The sequence below is a fragment of the Acinetobacter sp. TR3 genome, from assembly GCF_027105055.1.
Taxonomy (GTDB): Bacteria; Pseudomonadota; Gammaproteobacteria; order Pseudomonadales; family Moraxellaceae; genus Acinetobacter.
This window is the reverse complement of record NZ_CP114264.1, coordinates 51,577-74,057: the sequence shown is the minus strand read 5'-3', so window position 1 is coordinate 74,057 and position 22,481 is coordinate 51,577. Positions and strand designations below refer to the sequence as shown.

Genomic DNA, 22,481 nt, shown 5'->3' with positions numbered 1-22,481 from the left:
CTCTCTTAATTAACTCGTACTTCGCCGCTACGTTTATAGCCATCAACATAATATTCTAACTGACTTAAAGCCCAATCTACATCATGATCCACTGCTGTCATTTGATTGATTTTACTGAATACCAATTGAATCTCTTGTAACGGATAATGCTTTTCAAAAGAACGTAAAATACGAGTATGCTCTGTATAACCTGTGTTATCTTGATCGATGAGAAGTTCCTCGTAAAGTTTTTCTCCCGGACGTAAACCACTATAAGCGATTTCAATATCACCATCCATTGTATTTGCTTCTCGAACTTTTAAACCACTTAAAGCGATCATTTGTCGTGCTAAATCCTGAATTCGAACAGGTTCACCCATATCGAGTAAGAACACATCACCACCTGAACCTAATGCCCCAGCTTGGATGACTAACTGAGAGGCTTCAGGAATCGTCATAAAATAGCGCGTTACATCAGGATGAGTCACCGTAATTGGACCACCTTTTGCAATCTGCTGTCTAAATAAAGGTACAACCGACCCAGATGAACCCAATACATTTCCGAAACGCACAATGCTAATCTGCGTATTTGGTTTCGTCTCAGCCACGGCTTGGCAATACAATTCAGCCATCCGTTTCGATGCACCCATGACGTTAGTCGGTCTAACTGCTTTATCAGTTGAAATCAATACAAAGGTTTCTACGCCTTTTTTTACAGCGGCATTTAAACTATTTGCGGTTCCAATTGCATTATTTTTTAATCCAGCAATTGGATTACACTCAACCAATGGAACATGTTTATAAGCGGCGGCATGATAGACTGTCTGCACATGATATTGTTCGATGATACGTTCTAATTTTTGTTGATCTTGTACAGTCCCTAAAATGGGAACAATGTCGCAACTGGCAGTTTGCCTTAACTCTTTATCAATATCATATAATGCAAATTCAGTTAATTCATATAAAACCAGCATTTTAGGTTGATTTTTTATGATTTGTCGACAAAGCTCTGAACCAATCGATCCGCCAGCACCTGTCACCATAACAATTTTATTCTGAATATTTTTAGCCAATAAATGAGCAATAGGTGGAACAGGATCTCGTCCTAAAAGGTCGATAATATCAACCTCACGGATATCTGAAACTCGAATATCACCATCAACAAGTTTAGTTAGCCCTGGCAGTTCTGTGACTTTCACAAATGCTGGTTCTAGTTGTTGAATAATTTCACTTTTACGTACACGCCCCACAGAAGGTAAAGCAAGTAAGATTTCATCTATCTTATACTTTTTAAAATTCCGTAGTGCTTTCGCAGTGGAATAAACCTTTAAGCCACCTACAATTTGATCTTGTAATGAAACTTTATCATCAATAAAGAAAACTGGCGTATGGTCATCTGAGCGATGTAAAGCTGCTGCGATTTGCTGACCAGCATCACCTGCACCATAGATTGCAACCCTTTTACAGCCAACATGAGTGTGCAAGGTCGCTTTCACAATAAAACGAATAAATGCTCGACTACACCATATCCATGCAAACATCATAAAGCCGAACATAAATGGAATCGACATCGGGATATATGCATGACTAAATGCATTAAATCCATACAGTATTATCATCATACTGCATACAGCAAATGCCAGTTTGACAATGAAGACTTCATCAAATGTTCGAACAATAAAATGATAAACGCCTGTCAACAATAAGCTAATAATTGAAAAAAATGTGATTAAAATTACACCGTGGTTAACTCCAGGTACAACTTCTGCTCCTAAATCAAATAAGCGAATGACATAACACAACCATAAAATCACAGGAAATGCGACTAAGTCTAAAAACATCAATAGAGCCTGTTTTGCTAGCCTTGGTGCTGATGCAAGCTGATAAATAATCTTCTTCACAATAATCTTCTAATTATCCCATTAAGCATGCGCACGTTATACGCAATTCTTCCACAAGCTGAAATGACGATCTTGCCTTAATAATACAACGATAAAGCAAAAAGCTAATTTATAATTAACTGCTTTAAACTTTATCGCCTATTCGCTCATCACTGATCTAAAAACTTTCTTTAGTTTTTCAATCGCATCAACTGTTTTCTTAATATTATCTTCGCTCAGTGTTGGATGTACTAAAAACATAAGACTAGTTTCACCAAGCTGCTGAGCATTTTTCAAACGTTCTTTCGGTCGCCAATTCGTATTATCAAAAGCATGCTCTAAATACACTTCAGAACATGAACCACTATAACATGGTACGCCTTCTGCATTGATAAATTGCATGATTCGGTCACGAGACCAACCACTTGGTAACGCATTTATATTGACTTGCACATAACATTTATATTGTGCATGTAGATAATCATCTGTTGGTCGGTTTACAGTAAAATAAATAGAATCAGCAAATGCTTTTAATATTTTATCTGCATTTTCAATCCTATTTTTCGTCCAATCTGCCATATAAGTGAGTTGAATGCGACCAATAACGGCTTGCATTTCCATCATACGCCAGTTTGTTCCAAAAGAATCGTGTAACCAACGGAATCCTGGTGGATGTTGTTTATTGTAGACACTATCGTAGCTTTTGCCATGATCTTTATAAGACCACATTTTTTTCCACAGGCTCTCATCGTTAGTGGTAACCATCCCACCTTCGCCACCTGTAGTCATAATTTTATCTTGGCAAAATGACCACGCAGCAATGTGACCGATAGAACCCGCAGGCTTACCTTTATATTTAGCACCATGCGCTTGAGCACAATCTTCAATAACATATAGACCCTTTTCAACTGCTAATTGCATAATTGGATCCATATCACACATCCAACCAGCCAAATGAACACAAATGATTGCCTTCGTATTTGGTGTTAATACAGCTTCTATCGTTTGTCTTGAAATATTTTGTGAATCTAACTCAACATCAGCAAAAATTGGATTCGCTCCAGCTGTAACAATCGAACTTGCCGAAGCTAAGAAAGTACGTGAAGTTACAATCACATCATCACCAGCACCAATTTGTAATGCTTTCAATGCAACATCAAGTGCAACAGTCCCGTTTGCTAGAGCAACGGCATATTTTGTACCAGAAAACGATGCAAATTCCTTTTCAAATTCACGGCATTCTTGTCCTGTCCAATAATTTACTTTATTCGAAAGCAATATATTTTTAACTGCATCTGCTTCTTTCTCTGTAAAGCTTGGCCATGGTTCAAATGCTGTGTTTAACATACTCTCATCCCTTTATATTGCTGATAAAATCTATTTTTTCTCTAAAATTCGTGCAGGATTTCCAACCACTGTGACACCAGCTGGAATACTCTTTGTAACGACTGCGCCCATACCGACCACCGCACCTTTTCCAATCACTAGAGGTTTATCTGGTGTACCTTGCTTAATGACTGCACCAGTGCCAATATAGGCATGATCTTCAATATGAATATTTCCGTTGCATTTTACACCTGGTGCAAAAGTCACATAATCGCCAATCACACAGTCATGAGCAACATAGCTATAAATATTAGCATGGAAAAATTTTCCAATTTTAATATTTGAAGTCAGACAGGTAAATGGGCAAAGTAAACTACCTTCTCCTACCTCAACTTCATCTAAAATAACTGTATTGATTGCTTGTATAGCTAAATGTTGAATACCATCCTGCGTCAATCTATTGGCTAGTTTTTCTCGCACCTTGCTATTTGCAATCGCAATAGTAACAGCTTTATATGTTGATGCATTTGCAATAAAGTCTGAATAGTTTAATACATTATAACCATTCAAAAAGCTGCCTGCTTGTCCATCATCAATAAATACAAACTGATGTTTATTTAATGTTGGAAATTTTTCACGAACTAATGGCATAACCTCTTTACCAAAACCGCTTGCACCATAGACACCAATAAGTTCTTTCATCTATCAACTTCCTTCTTGTTAGTACCTGTAAATTTACTCATCGTTGCTTCGCCAGCTTCATTAATATCATCCTTAGCAATGACTTTTTTGACGGTTTTAAACATAATTTTGAAATCTAACCAAACTGATTGATTTTCAACATACCATGTATCAAGTTTGAATTTCTCATCCCAGCCAATTGCATTACGCCCATTCACTTGGGCATGACCAGTCATACCAGGACGAACGTTATGTCGTTTCGCTTGTTCATTATTATAAAGTGGTAAATATTCCATGAGTAATGGACGAGGCCCTACAATACTCATATCACCTTTGATGACATTCCATAACTCAGGCATTTCATCCAGACTTGTTGAACGTAACATTTTTCCAAAAGGGGTTAAACGTTCGTGATCAGGTAATGGATTCCCTTGTATATCAACTGCATCTTTCATCGTCCTAAATTTAATCATTTCAAAAGGTATCCCATTTAATCCTGGACGTACCTGACGGAAAAGAACTGGGGAGCCTAGATTTTTTTTCACTTTATAAGCTACAAAAATGTATAAAGGCGATAGAATTACCAATGCAATTGATGCAATCACAATATCAAGTAAACGTTTAAGCATTTATAGACCTAAAATATTAAGCAATTTGTGGTTGACTTTATCGGCATCAAATTTTTCTATGGCAATCTTATAACTAGCATCTCCCATAGTTCTAACCTGATCTGGATGTTCTAAAAAATATATCATTTTTTTTGCCAATTCTTCAGCATTCCACTTTGGAACAATAAAACCATTCAAACCATTAACGACAGTTTCCCTGCATCCTGGGACATCTGTAGTGATAATTGCTCGACCAATTGCCATTGCTTCCTGGGTACTTCTAGGGACACCCTCACGATAAGACGGCAGAACAAAAACATCACTATTGGCAATCCATTCCTGAATGTTATCAACATGACCAGGGTATTCTATAATTCCCGTTTCTATTAGATCTAGTAACTCAGTCTCAGATAAGGCCCCTAAATTACTCTTATCAATCGCCCCTAGTACAGTGAATTGACTATCTGGATATTCTTTTTTTACAAGCTTTGCTGCTGCTACAAATTCATGTATACCTTTTTCTTTCAGCAATCTACCGATAAATAAGAATCGCATTTTTTGTACATTTATCGTAGCAGCAGGTCGATAAGGATATTCGTTCAAATTTAATCCGATTCCACCTAAGATACTTACACTTTTTATTGTTAAAGAATATTTTTTTACTAAATCTATAGGATCATCAGGGTTTAAAAAAATTAACGTATCTAAATAGGGAAATGTGATTCTATATAAGAAGATCTGAATATTCCGTATTAACTTAGCCTTAGAGGATATTCCATTAGGCTGATCAGTAAATGTATATCCTAAACCTTCTAACATACCAATTCGACGAGGCACTGCTGCCAATTTAGCAGCTAAAGTTCCAAAAATAACAGGTTTACTAAAGTATGAGAAAACGATATCGGGTTTAATTTCACGAATTTTATGGGAAAGCTTATAAGTTGCTATTAAATCTAATAAAGGATTCAATCCTCCACGATTTAATTCATAAGTTACAGGAATTGCGCCTAAAGAGCTTATTTTTTCTAAATCAGTATCTTTATACTCTGAAATAAAAGCATAGATCACGTACCCTTTATAACGTAAAGATTTAATCAAATCTGCACGAAAACCATAAAAGCTTGATGCAATTGTACCAATAATAACAATTTTCTTAGTCATGAGATTCACAGGAATAGTTTAATCTTTCCAATTGATTAATTAAATCATCAACCAAATTAACTTTATTAATAAAACTCTCAGAACAATTAAACACATGCTCTCTAGAAGAAACTCTTACATCTTTACTGAATTCTAAAATAGAGTCAAAATCAGGAGCTCCATTCTTATAATAAGAAAAGTCCTCAGGAAAAATATCCCTATGCCCAGAATATACAGGAAGCCCTAAACTAAGATATTCTCTAACTTTTAGTGTACAAGCCTCGTGCATACCTTTTCGATATAAAGCAAAAGAGGATAAACCAACCCAACATTTTTGTGCTAGATCATTAATTTCTTTTGTACTAAGTTGACCATGAAAAATAACACGATTATCGTTTATAGCTAGTTCTTTATCAGCTTGCTCTACATTACCAACCACATGAAGAATAAATTTTTCATCTGTATTTTTCAAGTTAACTAATAGGAGATCCAATCCGTGCCATTCGAAAAAGTAACTTGCCACAAATAAAATTTCTGGAATATCTGATCTATTATCATTAAAAAGTTTTGATTCTAGAAATACACCATTAGGATAAACTAATGTTTTTTCTTTTTTCTTTATAATGCGTGTTTGCTCAAATTCAACAATCTCATGAGTCACACCAATTATACCAGCTGCTTTTGATATACAAGCTCTTCCTAGCAAACTATCAGCTTGCCCACGACACTTTCCCAAAATGCCCAGACTATTTAGTTCTGGTAATTCAAGAGTATGATGTACTAAATAAACTGGTATTTTGATCTTATTTAGAAAATTTAATAAGAAGGGATCATGAACACTATATCTTAAAAGAATCACATCATAATTAGAGCTTTCGTTTAATAGCCAATTATAAAACTCTTTTCTTATCTGAAACCATGCATAAGCTTTCTTAATAAAGCCTGTCGATTTAGACATACGGCTAGGAAAAACCACCTCATGATTAGGATAAGTATTCTGAGGGCAGAAAATTTTAACCGTTAAATCTTTACCTAGTATATTAGCTGCTTTTTGCTCCCAACACATTTGTTGGTATATACCAGAAGAATAAGAGAGCATTATAGCACAATGTAAAAACTTCATATTTAACACCTACTATCTTTCATCTTGAAACATAGCCCAATCATTAACCAAAAAAGAGATATTACGAATGAGTTAAATGAAACAAAAGTTAAACAACTTATTAAGACAAACATAAAAACAGCTAAAAAATATTCTGATTTTGTTTTTTTAAAAATAAATAGTATACTCAACAAAAGGATTGAAAAAACAATAAGGAGCATTATACCGCCCTGTGTTAAGAAATAAATAAACTGACTATCTGGAGATTCTTCTAAGGCTAATTGAGGAGGAATGATAGTCCCAAATGGATTAAGGGTTACATAGTCAATAAGATTTATCCACGCATTTAAGCGGCCGCTTAAATTACCTGAGCCTTCTGCTCCCTGATTAGCAACATTTCCAATCTCGACTGTCCTTTCCAAATAATAATCTGAAGAAAATTTAAACATTAAAAAAACAGACAAAGATACAGCAAAAAAAGAACCCAATACCCCCTTCATGCTCTCAATTTTATTTCCTTGTTTAAAGGAATAAAATAAAATCACACTATAGCCAATAAATAATCCAACCATACTTGTTCTAGAAATTGACAGCATGACACAAAGCAGACTTAAAAAAATAAAAATTATTGAGAAAATACTTTGCTCTTTTAAATATTTTTTTGTTATTAAGAAAAAGAAGAAAGAGAGTCCTGAGAAAAAACCAAGAATATTAGGGTTTACAAAGAAACCTGTCGCTCTTGCTCCAATTTCTTCCACTCCCAACCCAATTTGACTTTTATTTATTAAGAGAGTGAGAAACTCAAATAAGCCTAAAGGCCCACCCAACCCATAATTAAAAAAAAGAAACTGACCAACTGAGAAGAAAAAGCAAATCGATATAAAAAAACCATTAATCCAAAATAGAAATCTAAAATTAACTAAGTAGCCAAAATAAAAGAAAATTATCGGTATAAATATATATATATACATTTGTGCCAACAATCCAATATTGCTATAGAGGAAAGCCCCCAAAACAGAAAATACAATTATAACAAAAAACCACAAATACCAGACAACAAAAATATTATTAGTTAAAACTTTTGGATAAAGAAAAAAAAGTAAAAGTAAAACAGGTAGGTGTAAAATAAAAAAATATGAAATAGAACTACCAGCGAATTGAAAGTAAAATATATCAGAAAGAATACAGAAGAAATAACTAATAAAAAACAAGAAACTTATTATAGACTTCTTTTTAATCACCAAAAAACTCATATATTAATCCTTTTAGCCATTACCAAGGTTAATATCTTTAAAATTCTTCTCCTGAAAATCATCAAGCCTATAAAAAACATAAACAACCATATTAAAAAATTAGGAATTAAATCTTTAAAATTAAAAACATTTAATATTGATAAAATTAAAATTACAAAGGTGATGAGATATGTTCTAAAAGTAGAAATATCTCGCCAAACAAGTTTAGAAAATTCAGTTCTTATAACAAAAAAAATCCAAAATGAAGTAGCAAATGCGATAGCTGATCCTGATGAACCTAATATAGGAACTAAAAAATAATTCCCTAAAATGTTAACTAACATCGCCATAATTGAAGCGACCATAAGTAAGCTCGTTTTTCTTACTATAGCGATACCAATAGCTGTTGTCTCTGAGAGCGTATAAAAAAGTGGCCCGATTACACATGCTACAATTAAACTTTGTACTGTTAAATACTGACTAGGCAAGAAAAAGGGAATTATCCATGAGAACAAACCAGATAAGACCGCTAAAAAAAATATAATCATCAATAAATATTCAGTAATCTCATCTATTTTATTATAATCTACGCTACCCTCACTCACCCATTTATAGACTACAGGTGCCCATATCGTATTAAAAATTGTTGCTATAATAGTTACGGCACCAGCTATACTCATTGAAACAGAGTAAATACCTAATTCATGATAATTAGAAAATTGACGAAGAAAAAGCCTATCAGACATATTCAAAGCCCAAGAGGCTAAAGCTCCAATCAATAAAGGGAAGCCGAAAAAAAAGTACTTTTTAAGTTGTTCCTTATCTATTCTCTCTTGAATAGAGTTTAACCAATCTTTTCTAGTATTAAATGCATAAAATACGAATGCAGAAACTATTGATAACATATTTATAGACAACAGACTAAAAGTATCTCTGGGCCCCCCCAAAAGGAAAACACCTATAATAAAAATTAACAACAATAATTTTGGCAATAATTGACTAATAGAAAAAGCAAAAGCTCTATCTTGCATTCGCAACACTAAAGAAAGGAATCTAGTTAATAATGCAGCAACAAAGCATATTATAGTTATGACGCTTAAATATGTACTATCTATTCCGTATAACCAAATAGATAAAATATTTGAATTATATATAAGGATAAGAAAAACAGAAAAAAGACTAAAAAAAAGACAAGGAAATATAAGAGTTTTTAATAATAAGGCTTTATTATATGTTTCATGATACTCTCGAACATAAGCTTGATCTAATCCTAACCCAAATAAAAGAACAGCAAAGCTCGTAAAAACTTGAAGCATTGAAATTCGACCAACATCTTCAACGCTATAAAACCAAGTAATTAAAGGAAGGCTTATAAGGCTTAATATCCCTCCACCTATAGGACCTAAAGCATAGCCTAGAATTTTTTTTAGGTACATTACCCTACCTCATTGGGAAATAATATATCATCCCAAATAGGAATATTTTCTTTCCAACTTGATGATTTTTTAATAAAATTTCTAACCAATTCATTATTACTTGCTGACTTTTTACACCCATTCAGAACCATGACATTCAACTTTTCCGCAACATCTTCTACTGAATCAATTAATATTAATTTAGATGTTAATTCTGTTAGTTGTTGATACGGCAACCAACTACCTGCTAACACCCAACCTCCAGCATATAATGTTTCCTGCATAGATCCACTGAACTGATCTGTAGGTTGTATATTAATAAGAATATCAACAACTGATCTTAACTTAGCTATCTCATGAAAATCATAGAATTGATCTAGAATAGTATATTTAATATTTTTATTTTGATCTAATGCTTCTTTAATCAATTCCTTACTATTCCCACCATAAGCAAGTGGAAAAACCAAATGAATATTATCTAAAACCTCTATATTTAGCTCAGCAACTTTATCAATTACTTTCAATTGCTGATGCGCTAAATTAGCATTATAACCTACCATAATTTTTATTTTATTAATTGGTAAATTAAAATTAGTACACAAAGCAAAATAATCTTCATTTTTCAGCCGGTCAATTTCGTCTAAAGCAGGCAATCCAAATCTAGCTACATAAAGCTCAGTTGCTATTGCTGCTTTTTTTTCAATAAATAAAGCCTTTGTTTTTGGGTTTGTAAAAATAATTGCATCAGAACCTTTAAATACTAACTTTTGAAGAAAAAATTTAAACTTTGAGGCAATACGATAAAAATCACTTCCCCAGATAACAGACACCAGTCGATTTGTTTTTCTTTTTAATTTAAAAATATACGGTCCTAGGAAAAAATAAACAAAATGTATGACGATGACATCATAGTCATCATCCAGTTCATCAATAATCTTACTTAATTCAAACAGACTATTTAAAGCTGAAAATGAAAAACCAAATTTTACAGTGATATTCTTTTGTGTACGTACAAATTTATTTTTGATCTCTTGCCCGAAGGATATTAAATCAACTGATACACCCTTTTTGTCATACTGATTAACAAAATCCTTGATAAAAACAGAATCTCCATCTCCAATCACAAGCATTTTTTTCATTACGTTATCCTAATGATGTAACAATTTTTTCTTGTGCGTCTAAAGATAAATAAGGATGCATAGGCAAACTCATTACTCTTTCTGCAATCGCATCACCTACAGGTAACGATACATTTTTATCAGCAACTGCTGGTTGTTTATTCAATGGAATTGGATAATGTACAGCTGTTGGAATACCTTGCTCTTGTAACTTTTTTTGGATTTCTGCTCGATTATCGACCTGAATCGTATATTGTGCCCATGCGCTGGTATTATGTGGCTCTAAGTATGGTGTGGTGTGAACACCGACTTGATTAAATAACTGATTATAATTTTCAGCTACTTTTTGACGAGCCTGCATTTCATCATCCAAAATTTCTAATTTTGGTAATAAAATTGCTGCTTGAATAGTATCTAAACGGCTATTAACGCCAACTCGAATATGGTGATAACGACGATCTTGTCCATGGCGAGCAATTTGTCGAATGACTTTAGCTAACTCCTCGTCATTAGTGAAAATTGCACCACCATCGCCATAACAACCTAATGGTTTACTTGGGAAAAAACTAGTACAAGCAACTGTACTTAAATTACAGCTTTTACGACCTTTATAAGTCGCTCCAAAACTTTGTGCAGCATCTTCAATCACAGGAAGATTATACTTCCTGGCAATCGCATTGATGGCATCAAAGTCAGCACACTGACCATATAAACTCACAGGAATAATAGCCTTTGTTTTAGGTGTAATTGCTGCTTCTAGTTTTTCGACATCTAAATTATAAGTTTTAGAATTTACATCGACATAAACAGGCTTTGCACCTAATAATGCAACAGTTTCAGCAGTAGCAATATAAGTAAAACCTGGAGTAATTACTTCATCACCTTGTCCAATCCCAAATGCCATTTGTGCAATTTGCAGAGCATCTGTCCCATTCGCGCAAGTAATACAGTATTTTACGCCAACATAAGCAGCTAACTTTTCTTCTAGTTCTGTTACTTCTGGCCCCAGAATATATTGACCATGTGTCAATACACTCTGAATACCTGCATCAATTTTATCTTTAATTCGATTTTGCTGTGCTTTTAAATCAATAAAGTCAATCATATTAACTCTGCTTTGTTAATGTCGTTCCATCGAGTTGATAAACTGCTCCTGTATGAAAACAGGTTACTTGTACCTGTCCTTGTAAAGGAAGATCAAGCTGCTCACCAAATTCACTCATCCAACCAATCTGTTTAGCCGGCACCCCCACCATTAACGCATAGGCAGGCACATCTTTATTTACGACTGCACCAGCTCCAACAAATGCATAAGCACCAATGGTAACACCACAGACAATAGTACAGTTTGCGCCTAATGTGGCACCCTTTTTCACCAGTGTGTCACGATATTGATCTTTGCGTTCTATCAAAGAGCGCGGGTTATATACATTGGTAAAAACCATGCTTGGGCCACAAAACACGCCCTCTTCCAGAACGACATTATCGTAAACCGATACATTATTTTGAACTTTACAGTGATCACCAATGACAACGCGGTTACCCACAAATACGTTTTGACCTAAAGACACGCCTTTACCGATTTTGGCGCCACTACATACATGAACAAAATGCCAAACACGTGAATCTTCACCAATTTGTGCACCATCATCAACTATGGCTGTTTCATGTTGATAAAAGCTCATGCCTTTTTCACCTTTGCCAATAATGGGTGTGGATTTGACGGGTTTTCAATAATTGGTGAAACGCGAATCACTTCAACTGTTTCAATCGCAGCACGGTTTTCTTCAATACCGTAACCTTTGCCTTCTAATACACGCTGATAGCTTTGTGTATGTAGATCGGTGAAACCACCAGAGAATTCAAGCTCTTCATTTTCAATCGTGATACTACGGTAAGTCAGTTTTTCGCCTTGCACTGCATTTTCTGGTAAATTATTCGCATTAATTGACAAGAACCAACGTACACGCGCACGCTCATACTCTAAATAACCAGAAGCCGTTTTTTCGTCACGGAAATGCACTTCATTTTTAACGATTTTGCCAAAAATAAAATGAAGCATGTCATAGAAATGCACACCAATATTAGTGGCTACACCACCTGATTTATTGTCCACGCCCTTCCATGATTTTAAATACCATTTCCCACGGGAAGTCAGGTAAGTTAGGTCAACATCAAATACTTTATCTGCTGGCGCAGCTTGAACTTTATCACGCAATGCAATAATTGATGGGTGTAAACGTAGTTGTAAAATCGAGTTTACCTTGGCACTATATTGTTTTTCATATTCAGACAGCATATTTAAATCTTCTGAATTTAATACCAATGGCTTTTCACAAATGACCTCAATGCCATTTTTCAAAGCATATTTCATATGAGGTGCATGTAAATAGTTCGGTGAGCAGATTGCAACATAATCTAGCTTTTCACCTTTTAATTTTTGGTCTTCTACATACGCTTCAAATTCTTCAAACTCAGTGAAGAACTCAGCCTCAGGAAAATGACTATCCATAATCCCTACAGAGTCATTCACATCCATAGCAACAGTTAAAGTATTGCCTGTTTCTTTAATCGCTTTAAGATGACGTGGTGCGATGTATCCGGCTGCACCAATAAGAGCAAATTTTTTCATCATTTCACTTCTTTTCAATTTCTAAATTATAGACGGAATACTGTAAAACCATGTTCAGCTATGATTGTGCGATTAAATAGGCCTTTAACATCCGCAAGAACAGGCTTATCGCTGCGCACATATGTTTTTAGTTCGGCAGCAGACAAGTTACGGAATTCATTATGTCCAACAGCGACAACAAGTGCATCGACAGGGTGTTCAGCATCAACAAGCCCCAACTCAATACCATACTCGTGCTTCACTTCTTCAGCATCAGCCCATGGGTCGGACACAACCACTTGAGCCCCCCAAGCCTCAAACTCTTTAATTAAGTCTGCAACTTTACTGTTACGAATATCAGGGCAGTTTTCTTTAAAAGTTACCCCTAGCACACCAACTTTTGCACGAGGGACATCGATACCATTTTGAAGCATTTTTTTAATAGTATTACGTGCAACATAACGTGCCATGTTGTCATTGATACGGCGACCAGCCAGAATCACTTGTGGGTGATAACCCACCTCTTCCGCTTTATGTGTTAAATAGTATGGATCAACACCAATACAATGCCCACCTACTAAACCTGGGCGAAATGGCAAAAAGTTCCATTTACTTCCAGCTGCTTCAAGTACATCGATAGTATCGATACCCAAACGGTCAAAAATCACTGAAAGTTCATTGACCAAAGCAATATTTAAATCACGCTGTGTATTTTCAATTACTTTGGCTGCTTCTGCGACTTTAATACTAGATGCTTTATGAGTGCCTGCCGTAATAATACTAGCGTAGACGGCATCAACAGTATTCGCAATTTCTGGCGTACTGCCACTGGTTATTTTTTTAATCTTGGTTAAAGTATTAATCTTATCCCCAGGATTTATACGTTCAGGGCTATAACCTGCAAAGAAGTCTTGATTGAATTTTAAACCCGATATTTTCTCTAAAATTGGAATACAAACTTCTTCTGTTGCCCCAGGGTAAACTGTTGATTCGTAAACGACGATGTCACCTTTTTTTAAAGCTTGACCTACTGTTTCACTCGCTTTTTTCAAAGGTGTTAAATCTGGACGATTTACTTGATCAACTGGTGTTGGAACTGTAACAATAAAAAAATTAGCTTCTTTTAAATCATGTAAATTCGCACTAAAGTTAAGCTGATCTGCTTTTTTAAGGTCATCTGATGAGACTTCTAAAGTATGGTCCTCTCCACGCTTCAGCTCATCGATACGATTATGATTAATATCAAACCCAATAACTGAACTTTTTTTCCCAAACTCAACAGCTAACGGTAAACCTACATATCCCAAACCAATAATTGCTATTTTTAATTCGGCAAGTTTCATAAAATTAGCCTTCATCCCTACAACATATTTAAAAATTCAAATGAACGAAAATAGAAACCATCAATTTTTCTGTGCACAATATAACAGAGTTTTTCTTCACGCTATAACGAAATTGTATGACGTATTTCCATCTAGCGTCATCCCAATTAATAAATTCAACTAAAATATAATATTATCAATGATTAACAAGACAATCCCTACCTATCAGATATACTTCGCATACAAAGCAAAGGCTTTTGTCGATGATTTTTTAAGATTTTTAAGCTAGAATAAGCAAAATTCTAAGTCTACGCACAGATTATTTGTGCCGCAGCTGATATTAAATTATATATAAATATTCAAGGGTAAAGTGTGAAGCATTATCAACTATTTTCCATCCTTGCAATTAGCATAAGCGCTGTAGGGTGTGCTGTCACTTCTGGTTTACAAACCTATGATATTCCGAGTGAAGGGATCTATAAAACTGATCTTGGAACCACTGTAAGTGTAATAAAAATTACTCAAGATACTTTGCAGACAATCAAACCGACACAACTCAATAATCAACAGAACTACACCTCGCTATTCACACAACCTCAGCAAATTTATCGTTTAAGTTCAGGTGATGTTTTATCCATTCAACTTTGGGCATACCCTGAAATCACCCCACCTGTAAACAATCTGACGAATGATCAATCGATTCAAGCCAATGGATACCCTATTGATTATAATGGATTCATCCAATTGCCCTTAGTAGGTCGATACAAGGCATCCGGTAAAACTTTAAGTCAATTAAATTCGGAATTACGAAATCAATTTGCTCATTATTTAAAAACTCCTGACGTAATCGTTCGAGTCTTAAACTATCAAGGACAACGTTACTCTGTTCAAGGAAGTGTAAGGAAAGGTGGTCAATTTTATTTAAATGACCAACCTATCAACATATATACCGCACTAGGTATGGCTGGTGGTGTCTCAGATCAAGGTGACAACACATACATACAATTAGTCCGTAATGGCATCACTTATAACCTCAACACACTTGAATTAGAAAAATCAGGCTATTCGCTACACAAACTTTTAATGCAACCAAACGATACAGTCTACGTTAGTACCAAAGAAAATCAGAAAATATACATCATGGGTGAATCGGGTAAAAACCAAGCACTACCAATGCGTGATCAGGGCATGACTTTAAGCGATGCTCTTGGGGAGGGTTTGGGTCTAAATCCTTTATCCGCAAGTGCTAGCCGAATTTATGTATTACGCACTAATGCAAATGATCGACGAACTGAACTTTATCATTTGAATTTAATGAGTCTAGGTGACTTTGGGCTAGCAAATCAATTCCGTTTGCGTAGTAATGATATTGTTTATATTGATGCAACAGGCTTAACTCGCTGGCAACGTGTTATGAACCAGATTGTACCTTTCTCCAGCGCACTTTATAGCTTTGATCAGCTAGGTAAGTAATCATGCAGATTCGAAGTATTTTAGTGGTTTGCGTTGGTAATATTTGTCGTAGCCCTATGGCAGAGTATCTACTCAAACGAGACTATCCTGAGTTGAATATTGAATCTGCTGGTATTGCTGGTCTTACAGGTCACCCCGCCGATGAAAAAGCTCAATTGTGTATGCAGCACTTAAGTATTGATATGAGTGCCCATATTGCCAAGAAACTAAACTCTGGGCATTTAAAACAAGCTGATTTAATCCTCGTCATGAGTAAAAATCAGCAAGCTCATATTGAACAAACTTGGCCTTTTGCTAAAGGAAAAGTTTTCCGCTTAGGCCATTGGCAAAATAAAAATGTGCCAGACCCATATCAGCATGATCAGGCCTTTTTCGATGAGACATGTCAGCTTATTCAACAGTGTGTCACTGATTGGAAAAATTATATTTAACTTTTAGATTAAGATTATGAGCCAAAATACTAATACTGAAGACACAATTGACTTGAAAGAGCTTTTTTTCTCTCTTATTGCTCAATGGAAATTAATTGCTTTATTTATCATTCTTAGTCTTGTATGTGCACTTTTGTACCTTCGTGCAACACCTGATACCTATTCAGTTGATGCCTTAGTTCAAGTTGAAGACAGTAAGGGAGCCTCAGCTGCTTTATTAGGCGACTTGTCACAAATGATTGATCAAAAATCACCTGCTCAGTCTGAAATCGAAATTTTAAAATCCCGTTTAGTCTTAGGATCAGTGATTCAAGCACTTCATCTTGATCTCAATATTTCAAGTACAGAAGATACTTTACGTAATCGTTTATTGAAAAAACCACATTTTATGACTGAATATAATTCTAAGTCAGTCATTTTTAAAGATAATACCAAGCAGTTTGAAGTCCGAGATTTTCTAATACCAAATCAATTTATTGATAAAGGACTTAACCTTACTTTCAAAAATCGGGACTTTTTCTTAGTAAATCCCCAAAATGATCAAATTATATTTACCGGCATCATTAATCAATCAAACTCCATTCAAAATAAATATGGCTCATGGAAAATAAGTGTTTTTACAAAAGACACTTTAACCAGTGCATATCGAATTCAAAAGAAATCTTTACCCGCTGCTGTCAATGCTCTTAGTTCAAATTATACAGTTGCAGAAAGAGGTAAAATGACTGGAATTCTTGGTTTAAGTTATCAAGGTCAAGATAAACAACATATTACCAAGGTTTTAAATGCAATATTATCAGCTTATAGTGCTCAAAATGTTGCTCGTCGTTCTGCTGAAACAGCTCAAACACTTAAATTCTTAGATGAACAACTACCAGAGTTAAAAAAACAGCTCGATGATGCTGAACGAGAATTTAATAAATTTCGTCAAAAATATAATACTGTTGATGTCACCAAAGAATCTGAACTTTACCTTACTCAGAGCATCACGTTAGAAACTAAAAAAATAGAATTACAACAGCAACAAGCAGATTTGTCAGCGAAATATACAACTGAACATCCAGCGATGAGAGAAATTAACGCTCAAATTTCTGCAATTAATAAACAGATTGGTGAATTAAATACTACATTAAAACAATTACCTGATTTGCAACGCCAATATTTACAACTTTATCGTGAAGTTGAAGTAAAAACCCAACTTTACACTGCTTTATTGAATTCGTATCAACAACTCCGAATCGCAAAAGCAGGAGAAATTGGTAATGTTCGTATTGTTGATACTGCGGTTGAACCAGTTGAACCAATTAAGCCGAAGAAACTACAAGTGCTTATTCTTGCTATGTTCTTGGGTGGCTTCTTAGGCACAGTAATTGCATTATTGCGCAATATGTTACGTACGGGCATCAAAGATAGTGGGCAAATTGAAAACGAATTTAATTTACCTGTTTACTCAACTGTACCTCGCTCTCCGATTCAAGAGACACGTATCAGTATTTTAAAGAAAAAGAAAACTATTCCTATCCTTGCGGTTAAGCATAATGATGATATTGCAATCGAAAGCTTACGTAGTATTCGAACTGCGATTCATTTTGCACTCGCAAGTGCAAAAAACAATGTCATTGTGATTGCAGGCCCTTCTCCTGAAGTTGGTAAATCATTTATCTCAACCAATTTGGCAACTATCTTTGCACAGAGTAACAAGAAAGTTTTGTTAATTGATGCAGATATGCGTCGTGGCTACATGCATAAATATTTTAATTTAGACGTAAAGCCTGGTTTATCTGAATTTTTAAGTCATCAAGCTGATTTAAACCAAGTCGTCAATACAACTGAGGTGTCAGGCTTAAGTGTTATTACACGAGGTAAAAGTCCTACGAATCCTTCAGAAATGTTAGGATCTGAGCAGTTTGAATTATTACTTAATCAATTAAGCCAAGAATATGATCATATTATCATTGATACACCGCCTGTACTTGCCGTGACCGATGGAATTATCATTTCTCAATATGCGGGTGTAAACTTACTTGTAGCGCGCTATGCTAAGTCACAAATGAAAGAACTTGAACTGAGTTTAAATCGTTTTGAACAAGCGAATGTTAAAGTAAATGGCTTCATTTTAAATGATATTCAACGTGCAAGTGCTGGTTATGGATATGGATACAATTATTCCTATGCTTACAAAGCAAATAACAATGATTAAAAATCCATCATGATAGTCATGTCAAAAGGCCAGATCTCAAAGTCTGGCTTTTTATTGATAAACACATAAACTATATAAAAAATACACGCATTTTTTAGCTGAGTTATTCAATGCTTAAGCTTAGACATGCTAAGATCATGACCATATTTTTTATTAAAATCTTACTTCGGACATCTCATGAGTAAAGCTTTACCTGTCATTGCAGCAGTCGTTTTAGGTGGCGCAGCCCTTGTTCCTGTTTACTATGCTACTCAGCATCCAACGACTGAACTTGGATCAAAAGCGGATAAGAATGCAGCACCTGTTGCAAAAATCAGTTATGCCTTAGGCTATGAAGTTGCAAAACAAACACCACCTGAATTGGAAACAGCTGCATTTATCACAGGTTTCCGTGATGGGCATGCCAAAAAGCCTGCTGCATACACCGAAGAAGAATTACAAGCTGCTTATATGGAATTCCAAAAGGAACTTCAACAAAAACAACTTAATGAAACAAAAAAAGCTGAAACCACAAACAATAGTTTTTTAGCTGAGAATGCGAAAAAAGAAGGTGTGAAAACAACGGCTTCCGGTTTACAGTACAAAATTATTAAAGAAGGTACTGGCAAACAACCTGTCGCAACGTCTGTTGTGAAAGTTCACTATAAAGGTCAATTAACAGATGGTAAGGTCTTTGATAGTTCTTATGACCGTGGTGAGCCAATCGAATTTCCACTCAACCAAGTCATTCCGGGTTGGACAGAAGGTTTACAATTAATGAAAGAAGGTGGTAAAGCAACGTTTTATATCCCTTCTCAACTTGCTTATGGAGAACAAGGCGTTCCGGGTTCTATTCCACCAAATAGCACATTAATTTTTGATGTCGAGTTAATCGCTGTAAAATAATTAGTAACAAGGAGAGCATAAGCTCTCCTTTATTTTGGAAGAAATAATGAAAAAACTAAGTTTGATTTTAATTGCTTCAATGCTGGGGACAGCACATGCAGCACCCATTACTTTAAAAAGCCCACAAAAAGATCAGTTGGGATATAGTTACGGTTATTTAATTGGTAAGAGTTACGCTGAGACATTAAAAGATCTTGATATTGCAACAATCTCACAAGGTCTAGAAGAAGCGATACAAGGTAAGTCTGCATCGTTAACTGATGAAGAAATGATTAATCTATTAAGCCAATATAAAAAGCGTCTCGAAGCAAAACAACTGGTAGAATTTCAGGAACTTGCTCAAAAAAATGAGCAAATTGGAAAAGCATTTTTAGCTGAAAACACAAAGAAAGCTGAGATTATAACCACCAAATCAGGTTTACAGTACCAAGTGATCCAAGAAGGCAAAGGCAAATCACCTAAAGCAACTTCAACAGTGAAAGTAAATTACGAAGGACGACTCTTAGACGATACGGTATTTGACAGTTCAATTGCACGAAATCATCCAGTTGAATTCAAACTTAATCAAGTCATTGCCGGTTGGACTGAAGGCGTTCAAACCATGAAAGTAGGTGGTAAGAGTCGTTTCTTTATTCCAGCAAATTTAGCATATGGCGAAGTGGGTTCAGGTGATGTGATTGCACCAAATAGCACACTAATTTTCGATATTGAATTACTAGAAGTGAAATAAGAAAAAACCTCCTGTACAGGAGGTTTTTTATATTAATGCTTAAGTTGTCTTGGGCGAAAGCCTGTTGCAAAAAGCCCAATAGCATACGCAATAACACCAATTACACATAAACCAGCCACTTCAGCGATGCGTAACCATTGTGAAATATCGCCTTGATACCAACTTAAACCATACCAAAGTGCGACAATCATAGTGATGTTCGCAATTGCATATTGGAACGCTAGTTTCTTCCAATGCGCACCAAATCGATAAATATTCCGTTTATGTAAATAGAAATATAGCATACACGCATTCACCAAAGCTGAACCTGATGATGCTAAAGCTAAAGCCATATGTTCTGCATGCCAATCAATTAACTTAAACAAGCCAATAAAGACGACGTTTAAAATCGCATTCGCAGCCACTGCCATCAAACCTACACGAACAGGGGTTTTGGTGTCTTGCTGAGCGTAAAACCCAGGTGCAAACACTTTGATCAACATAAATGAGATCACGCCTGCACTCATACATTGCAAGGCTAATGCTGTCATTCGTGTATCTTCCAACGTAAATTCACCACGTTGGAACAAGGCTTGAATAATCGGTGTAGACAACATAAATAATGCGATGCTCGAAGGAATACCAACAAGCATGATGATTTTAGCAGCCCAATCGATCATGCTCTTAAATTTAGCTTGGTCTTGTTCTGCATGACGCGCTGATAACGAAGGTAAAATCACGGTACCGATTGCTACGCCGATTAAACCGAGTGGAAGCTCTGTCATACGTTCAGCACTATATAACCATGACACTGAACCATCTTGCATGAATGAAGCCCAAATCGTATTCAGCAATAAGTTGATCTGCGTGACTGATACACCAAATAAAGCAGGTAACATCAGTTTTAAAATACGGTTAACACCTTCATGCTTAAAATCAACTTTCGGGGGAATCAGTAAGTTCTTATTCCATAACTCAGGAATCTGAATCGCGAGCTGTAAAACACCTGCCACGACAACAGCCCATCCTAATGCCATAATCGGTTCAGCCATATACGGCGTTAGCCACCACGCCCCTGCAATCATTGCCAGATTCAGCAACACAGGTGAAAAGGCTGGCGATGCAAATGAACCATAACTATTTAAGATGCTACTCGCAAAAGCCGTTAATGACATGAACATCAGATAGGGAATCGTAAGACGAAACATATCAACAGCGAGGTCAAATTTCTCAGGATCGTTATGAAATCCGGGTGCGTAGATATAAATAATTGCAGGTGCAGCAACCATTGCGACAAACGTCAATAATGACATGGCTGTGAGTAGACAACCAAAAACTCGACTAATGAGAATCTGAACTTCGGCATGCGCACGACTGGTTTTATATTCAGTTAGAACAGGAATGAATGCTTGAGAAAAAGCCCCTTCTGCGAAGAGTCGCCGAAAAAAATTGGGAATACGAAAGGCAACGACGAAAGTATCGAAGTCCTTGCCCGCACCAAATACATTGAGTAGCACAACATCACGCACTAATCCCAAAATTCGGGATAACATCGTCATTGCACTGACAATGACAGTCGATCGCCACAATGCCATCGCATTCACCTACGGCTTATCTTTAAAAAGCGTTATTGTAATGAAAGTCCAAATAGATTTCGTTGTGAAATCATAAATCCGACGAAGTTTTTTTAGCGAGTTGTTGGCGGAACAACTGCCAATCAAAATATGGTCCTGGATCTGTTTTACGTTTTGGGGCGATATCAGAGTGACCTGCAATATGATTCTGAATTTTTGGATAGGCCTGTCGCAGTAGTGTTACGACTTCTACCAAAGCCTGATATTGTTCAATTTCAAAAGGCAAATCATCGCTGCCTTCTAATTCGATGCCAATCGAATAGTCATTACATTCTTTTTGAGCCAGATAACTGGAACGTCCTGCATGCCATGAACGGTCATTAAAGTTTACAAATTGAATGACCTCTCCTGTACGCAAGATCAGCAAATGTGCGGATACCTGCATCCCTTCAATGGTCTGAAAATATGGATGGATAGACCAATCTAATTTATTTTGAAAAAACTGCTGAATATAGCCTCCACCAAACTGTGAGGGTGGCAAACTAATATTATGAATAACAATTAGTTGAATATCCGTATCATCAGGACGAGTATTAAAATTAGGTGATGCAATCTGGGTCGCACCGATTAATTTTCCATCTTGCACTTGAGTAAATTTAGCCTGTTGCATTATGACCCGAATCAGCAATTTAATGTTTATCTACTGCATTCTGACATGCTTTATCACGAATAATCGAGATGAAATACTTATTTTTTATGAGGAGGGTGCTAATATATCGCACAAGTTTTTTGGTC

At 35.6% G+C, this 22,481-nt stretch carries 20 protein-coding genes; 5 read left to right on the top strand and 15 right to left on the bottom strand.

Annotated features, from left to right (window positions below):
• Positions 1-5: 5 nt before the first annotated feature.
• From O1449_RS00350 to tviB, 13 genes are all read right to left on the bottom strand, one after another.
• On the bottom strand, positions 6-1,880 hold the full coding sequence (locus tag O1449_RS00350; RefSeq protein ID WP_269238826.1) for a polysaccharide biosynthesis protein: 1,875 nt from the start codon (positions 1,878-1,880) through the stop codon (positions 6-8).
• A 138-nt stretch (positions 1,881-2,018) separates the two neighbouring features.
• Positions 2,019-3,206: a DegT/DnrJ/EryC1/StrS family aminotransferase gene (locus O1449_RS00345; protein ID WP_269238825.1), complete on the bottom strand. Its 1,188-nt coding sequence runs from the start codon at positions 3,204-3,206 to the stop codon at positions 2,019-2,021.
• Positions 3,207-3,236: 30 nt separating this feature from the next.
• Positions 3,237-3,887 (bottom strand): NeuD/PglB/VioB family sugar acetyltransferase, encoded by a 651-nt coding sequence (locus tag O1449_RS00340; protein ID WP_269238824.1) that lies wholly within the window; start codon positions 3,885-3,887, stop codon positions 3,237-3,239.
• The gene (locus O1449_RS00335) at positions 3,884-4,495 is read right to left on the bottom strand and encodes a sugar transferase (RefSeq protein WP_269238823.1); all 612 of its coding nucleotides are present in this window, start codon (positions 4,493-4,495) and stop codon (positions 3,884-3,886) included. The genes O1449_RS00340 and O1449_RS00335 overlap by 4 nt, the downstream gene beginning before the upstream one ends.
• Positions 4,496-5,635, bottom strand: coding sequence for a glycosyltransferase family 4 protein (locus O1449_RS00330; protein WP_269238822.1), 1,140 nt, complete (start codon positions 5,633-5,635; stop codon positions 4,496-4,498).
• Positions 5,628-6,737, bottom strand: a complete 1,110-nt coding sequence (locus tag O1449_RS00325) for a glycosyltransferase (RefSeq protein ID WP_269238821.1) — start codon at positions 6,735-6,737, stop codon at positions 5,628-5,630. The genes O1449_RS00330 and O1449_RS00325 overlap by 8 nt, the downstream gene beginning before the upstream one ends.
• Before the next feature lie 2 nt (positions 6,738-6,739).
• Complete coding sequence (locus O1449_RS00320; protein ID WP_269238820.1) at positions 6,740-7,969, bottom strand: O-antigen ligase family protein; 1,230 nt, start codon at positions 7,967-7,969, stop codon at positions 6,740-6,742.
• Entirely contained in the window at positions 7,966-9,384 is a 1,419-nt protein-coding gene (locus O1449_RS00315) for a lipopolysaccharide biosynthesis protein (RefSeq protein WP_269238819.1), read from the bottom strand. The genes O1449_RS00320 and O1449_RS00315 overlap by 4 nt, the downstream gene beginning before the upstream one ends.
• Positions 9,384-10,502 (bottom strand): glycosyltransferase, encoded by a 1,119-nt coding sequence (locus O1449_RS00310; protein ID WP_269238818.1) that lies wholly within the window; start codon positions 10,500-10,502, stop codon positions 9,384-9,386. Before O1449_RS00310 ends, O1449_RS00315 begins: the two co-directional genes overlap by 1 nt.
• 4 nt (positions 10,503-10,506) lie before the next feature.
• On the bottom strand, positions 10,507-11,586 hold the full coding sequence (locus O1449_RS00305) for a DegT/DnrJ/EryC1/StrS family aminotransferase (RefSeq protein WP_269238817.1): 1,080 nt from the start codon (positions 11,584-11,586) through the stop codon (positions 10,507-10,509).
• A 1-nt stretch (position 11,587) separates the two neighbouring features.
• On the bottom strand, positions 11,588-12,166 hold the full coding sequence (wbpD, locus tag O1449_RS00300) for a UDP-2-acetamido-3-amino-2,3-dideoxy-D-glucuronate N-acetyltransferase (protein ID WP_269238816.1): 579 nt from the start codon (positions 12,164-12,166) through the stop codon (positions 11,588-11,590).
• Positions 12,163-13,113: a Gfo/Idh/MocA family protein gene (locus tag O1449_RS00295; protein WP_269239643.1), complete on the bottom strand. Its 951-nt coding sequence runs from the start codon at positions 13,111-13,113 to the stop codon at positions 12,163-12,165. Before O1449_RS00295 ends, wbpD begins: the two co-directional genes overlap by 4 nt.
• Positions 13,114-13,139: 26 nt before the next feature.
• The gene (tviB, locus tag O1449_RS00290) at positions 13,140-14,435 is read right to left on the bottom strand and encodes a Vi polysaccharide biosynthesis UDP-N-acetylglucosamine C-6 dehydrogenase TviB (RefSeq protein ID WP_269238815.1); all 1,296 of its coding nucleotides are present in this window, start codon (positions 14,433-14,435) and stop codon (positions 13,140-13,142) included.
• Between the two features lie 351 nt (positions 14,436-14,786).
• Between tviB and O1449_RS00285 the strand changes: the two genes are divergently transcribed.
• The 5 genes from O1449_RS00285 (at position 14,787) to O1449_RS00265 (ending at position 20,133) form a co-directional block, all read left to right on the top strand.
• The gene (locus tag O1449_RS00285; protein ID WP_269238814.1) at positions 14,787-15,887 is read left to right on the top strand and encodes a polysaccharide biosynthesis/export family protein; all 1,101 of its coding nucleotides are present in this window, start codon (positions 14,787-14,789) and stop codon (positions 15,885-15,887) included.
• 2 nt (positions 15,888-15,889) lie between these two features.
• On the top strand, positions 15,890-16,318 hold the full coding sequence (locus O1449_RS00280) for a low molecular weight protein-tyrosine-phosphatase (protein ID WP_269229167.1): 429 nt from the start codon (positions 15,890-15,892) through the stop codon (positions 16,316-16,318).
• A 16-nt stretch (positions 16,319-16,334) separates the two neighbouring features.
• Positions 16,335-18,518, top strand: a complete 2,184-nt coding sequence (locus O1449_RS00275; protein WP_269238813.1) for a polysaccharide biosynthesis tyrosine autokinase — start codon at positions 16,335-16,337, stop codon at positions 18,516-18,518.
• A 177-nt stretch (positions 18,519-18,695) separates the two neighbouring features.
• Positions 18,696-19,403, top strand: coding sequence for an FKBP-type peptidyl-prolyl cis-trans isomerase (locus tag O1449_RS00270; protein ID WP_269229169.1), 708 nt, complete (start codon positions 18,696-18,698; stop codon positions 19,401-19,403).
• Between the two features lie 46 nt (positions 19,404-19,449).
• Entirely contained in the window at positions 19,450-20,133 is a 684-nt protein-coding gene (locus O1449_RS00265; RefSeq protein WP_269229170.1) for an FKBP-type peptidyl-prolyl cis-trans isomerase, read from the top strand.
• Between the two features lie 32 nt (positions 20,134-20,165).
• Here O1449_RS00265 and murJ read toward each other — a convergent pair whose 3' ends face one another.
• On the bottom strand, positions 20,166-21,716 hold the full coding sequence (gene murJ, locus O1449_RS00260) for a murein biosynthesis integral membrane protein MurJ (RefSeq protein ID WP_269238812.1): 1,551 nt from the start codon (positions 21,714-21,716) through the stop codon (positions 20,166-20,168).
• Positions 21,717-21,777: 61 nt separating this feature from the next.
• Positions 21,778-22,356, bottom strand: coding sequence for a 1,6-anhydro-N-acetylmuramyl-L-alanine amidase AmpD (gene ampD, locus O1449_RS00255; RefSeq protein WP_269229172.1), 579 nt, complete (start codon positions 22,354-22,356; stop codon positions 21,778-21,780).
• Positions 22,357-22,481: the final 125 nt, after the last annotated feature.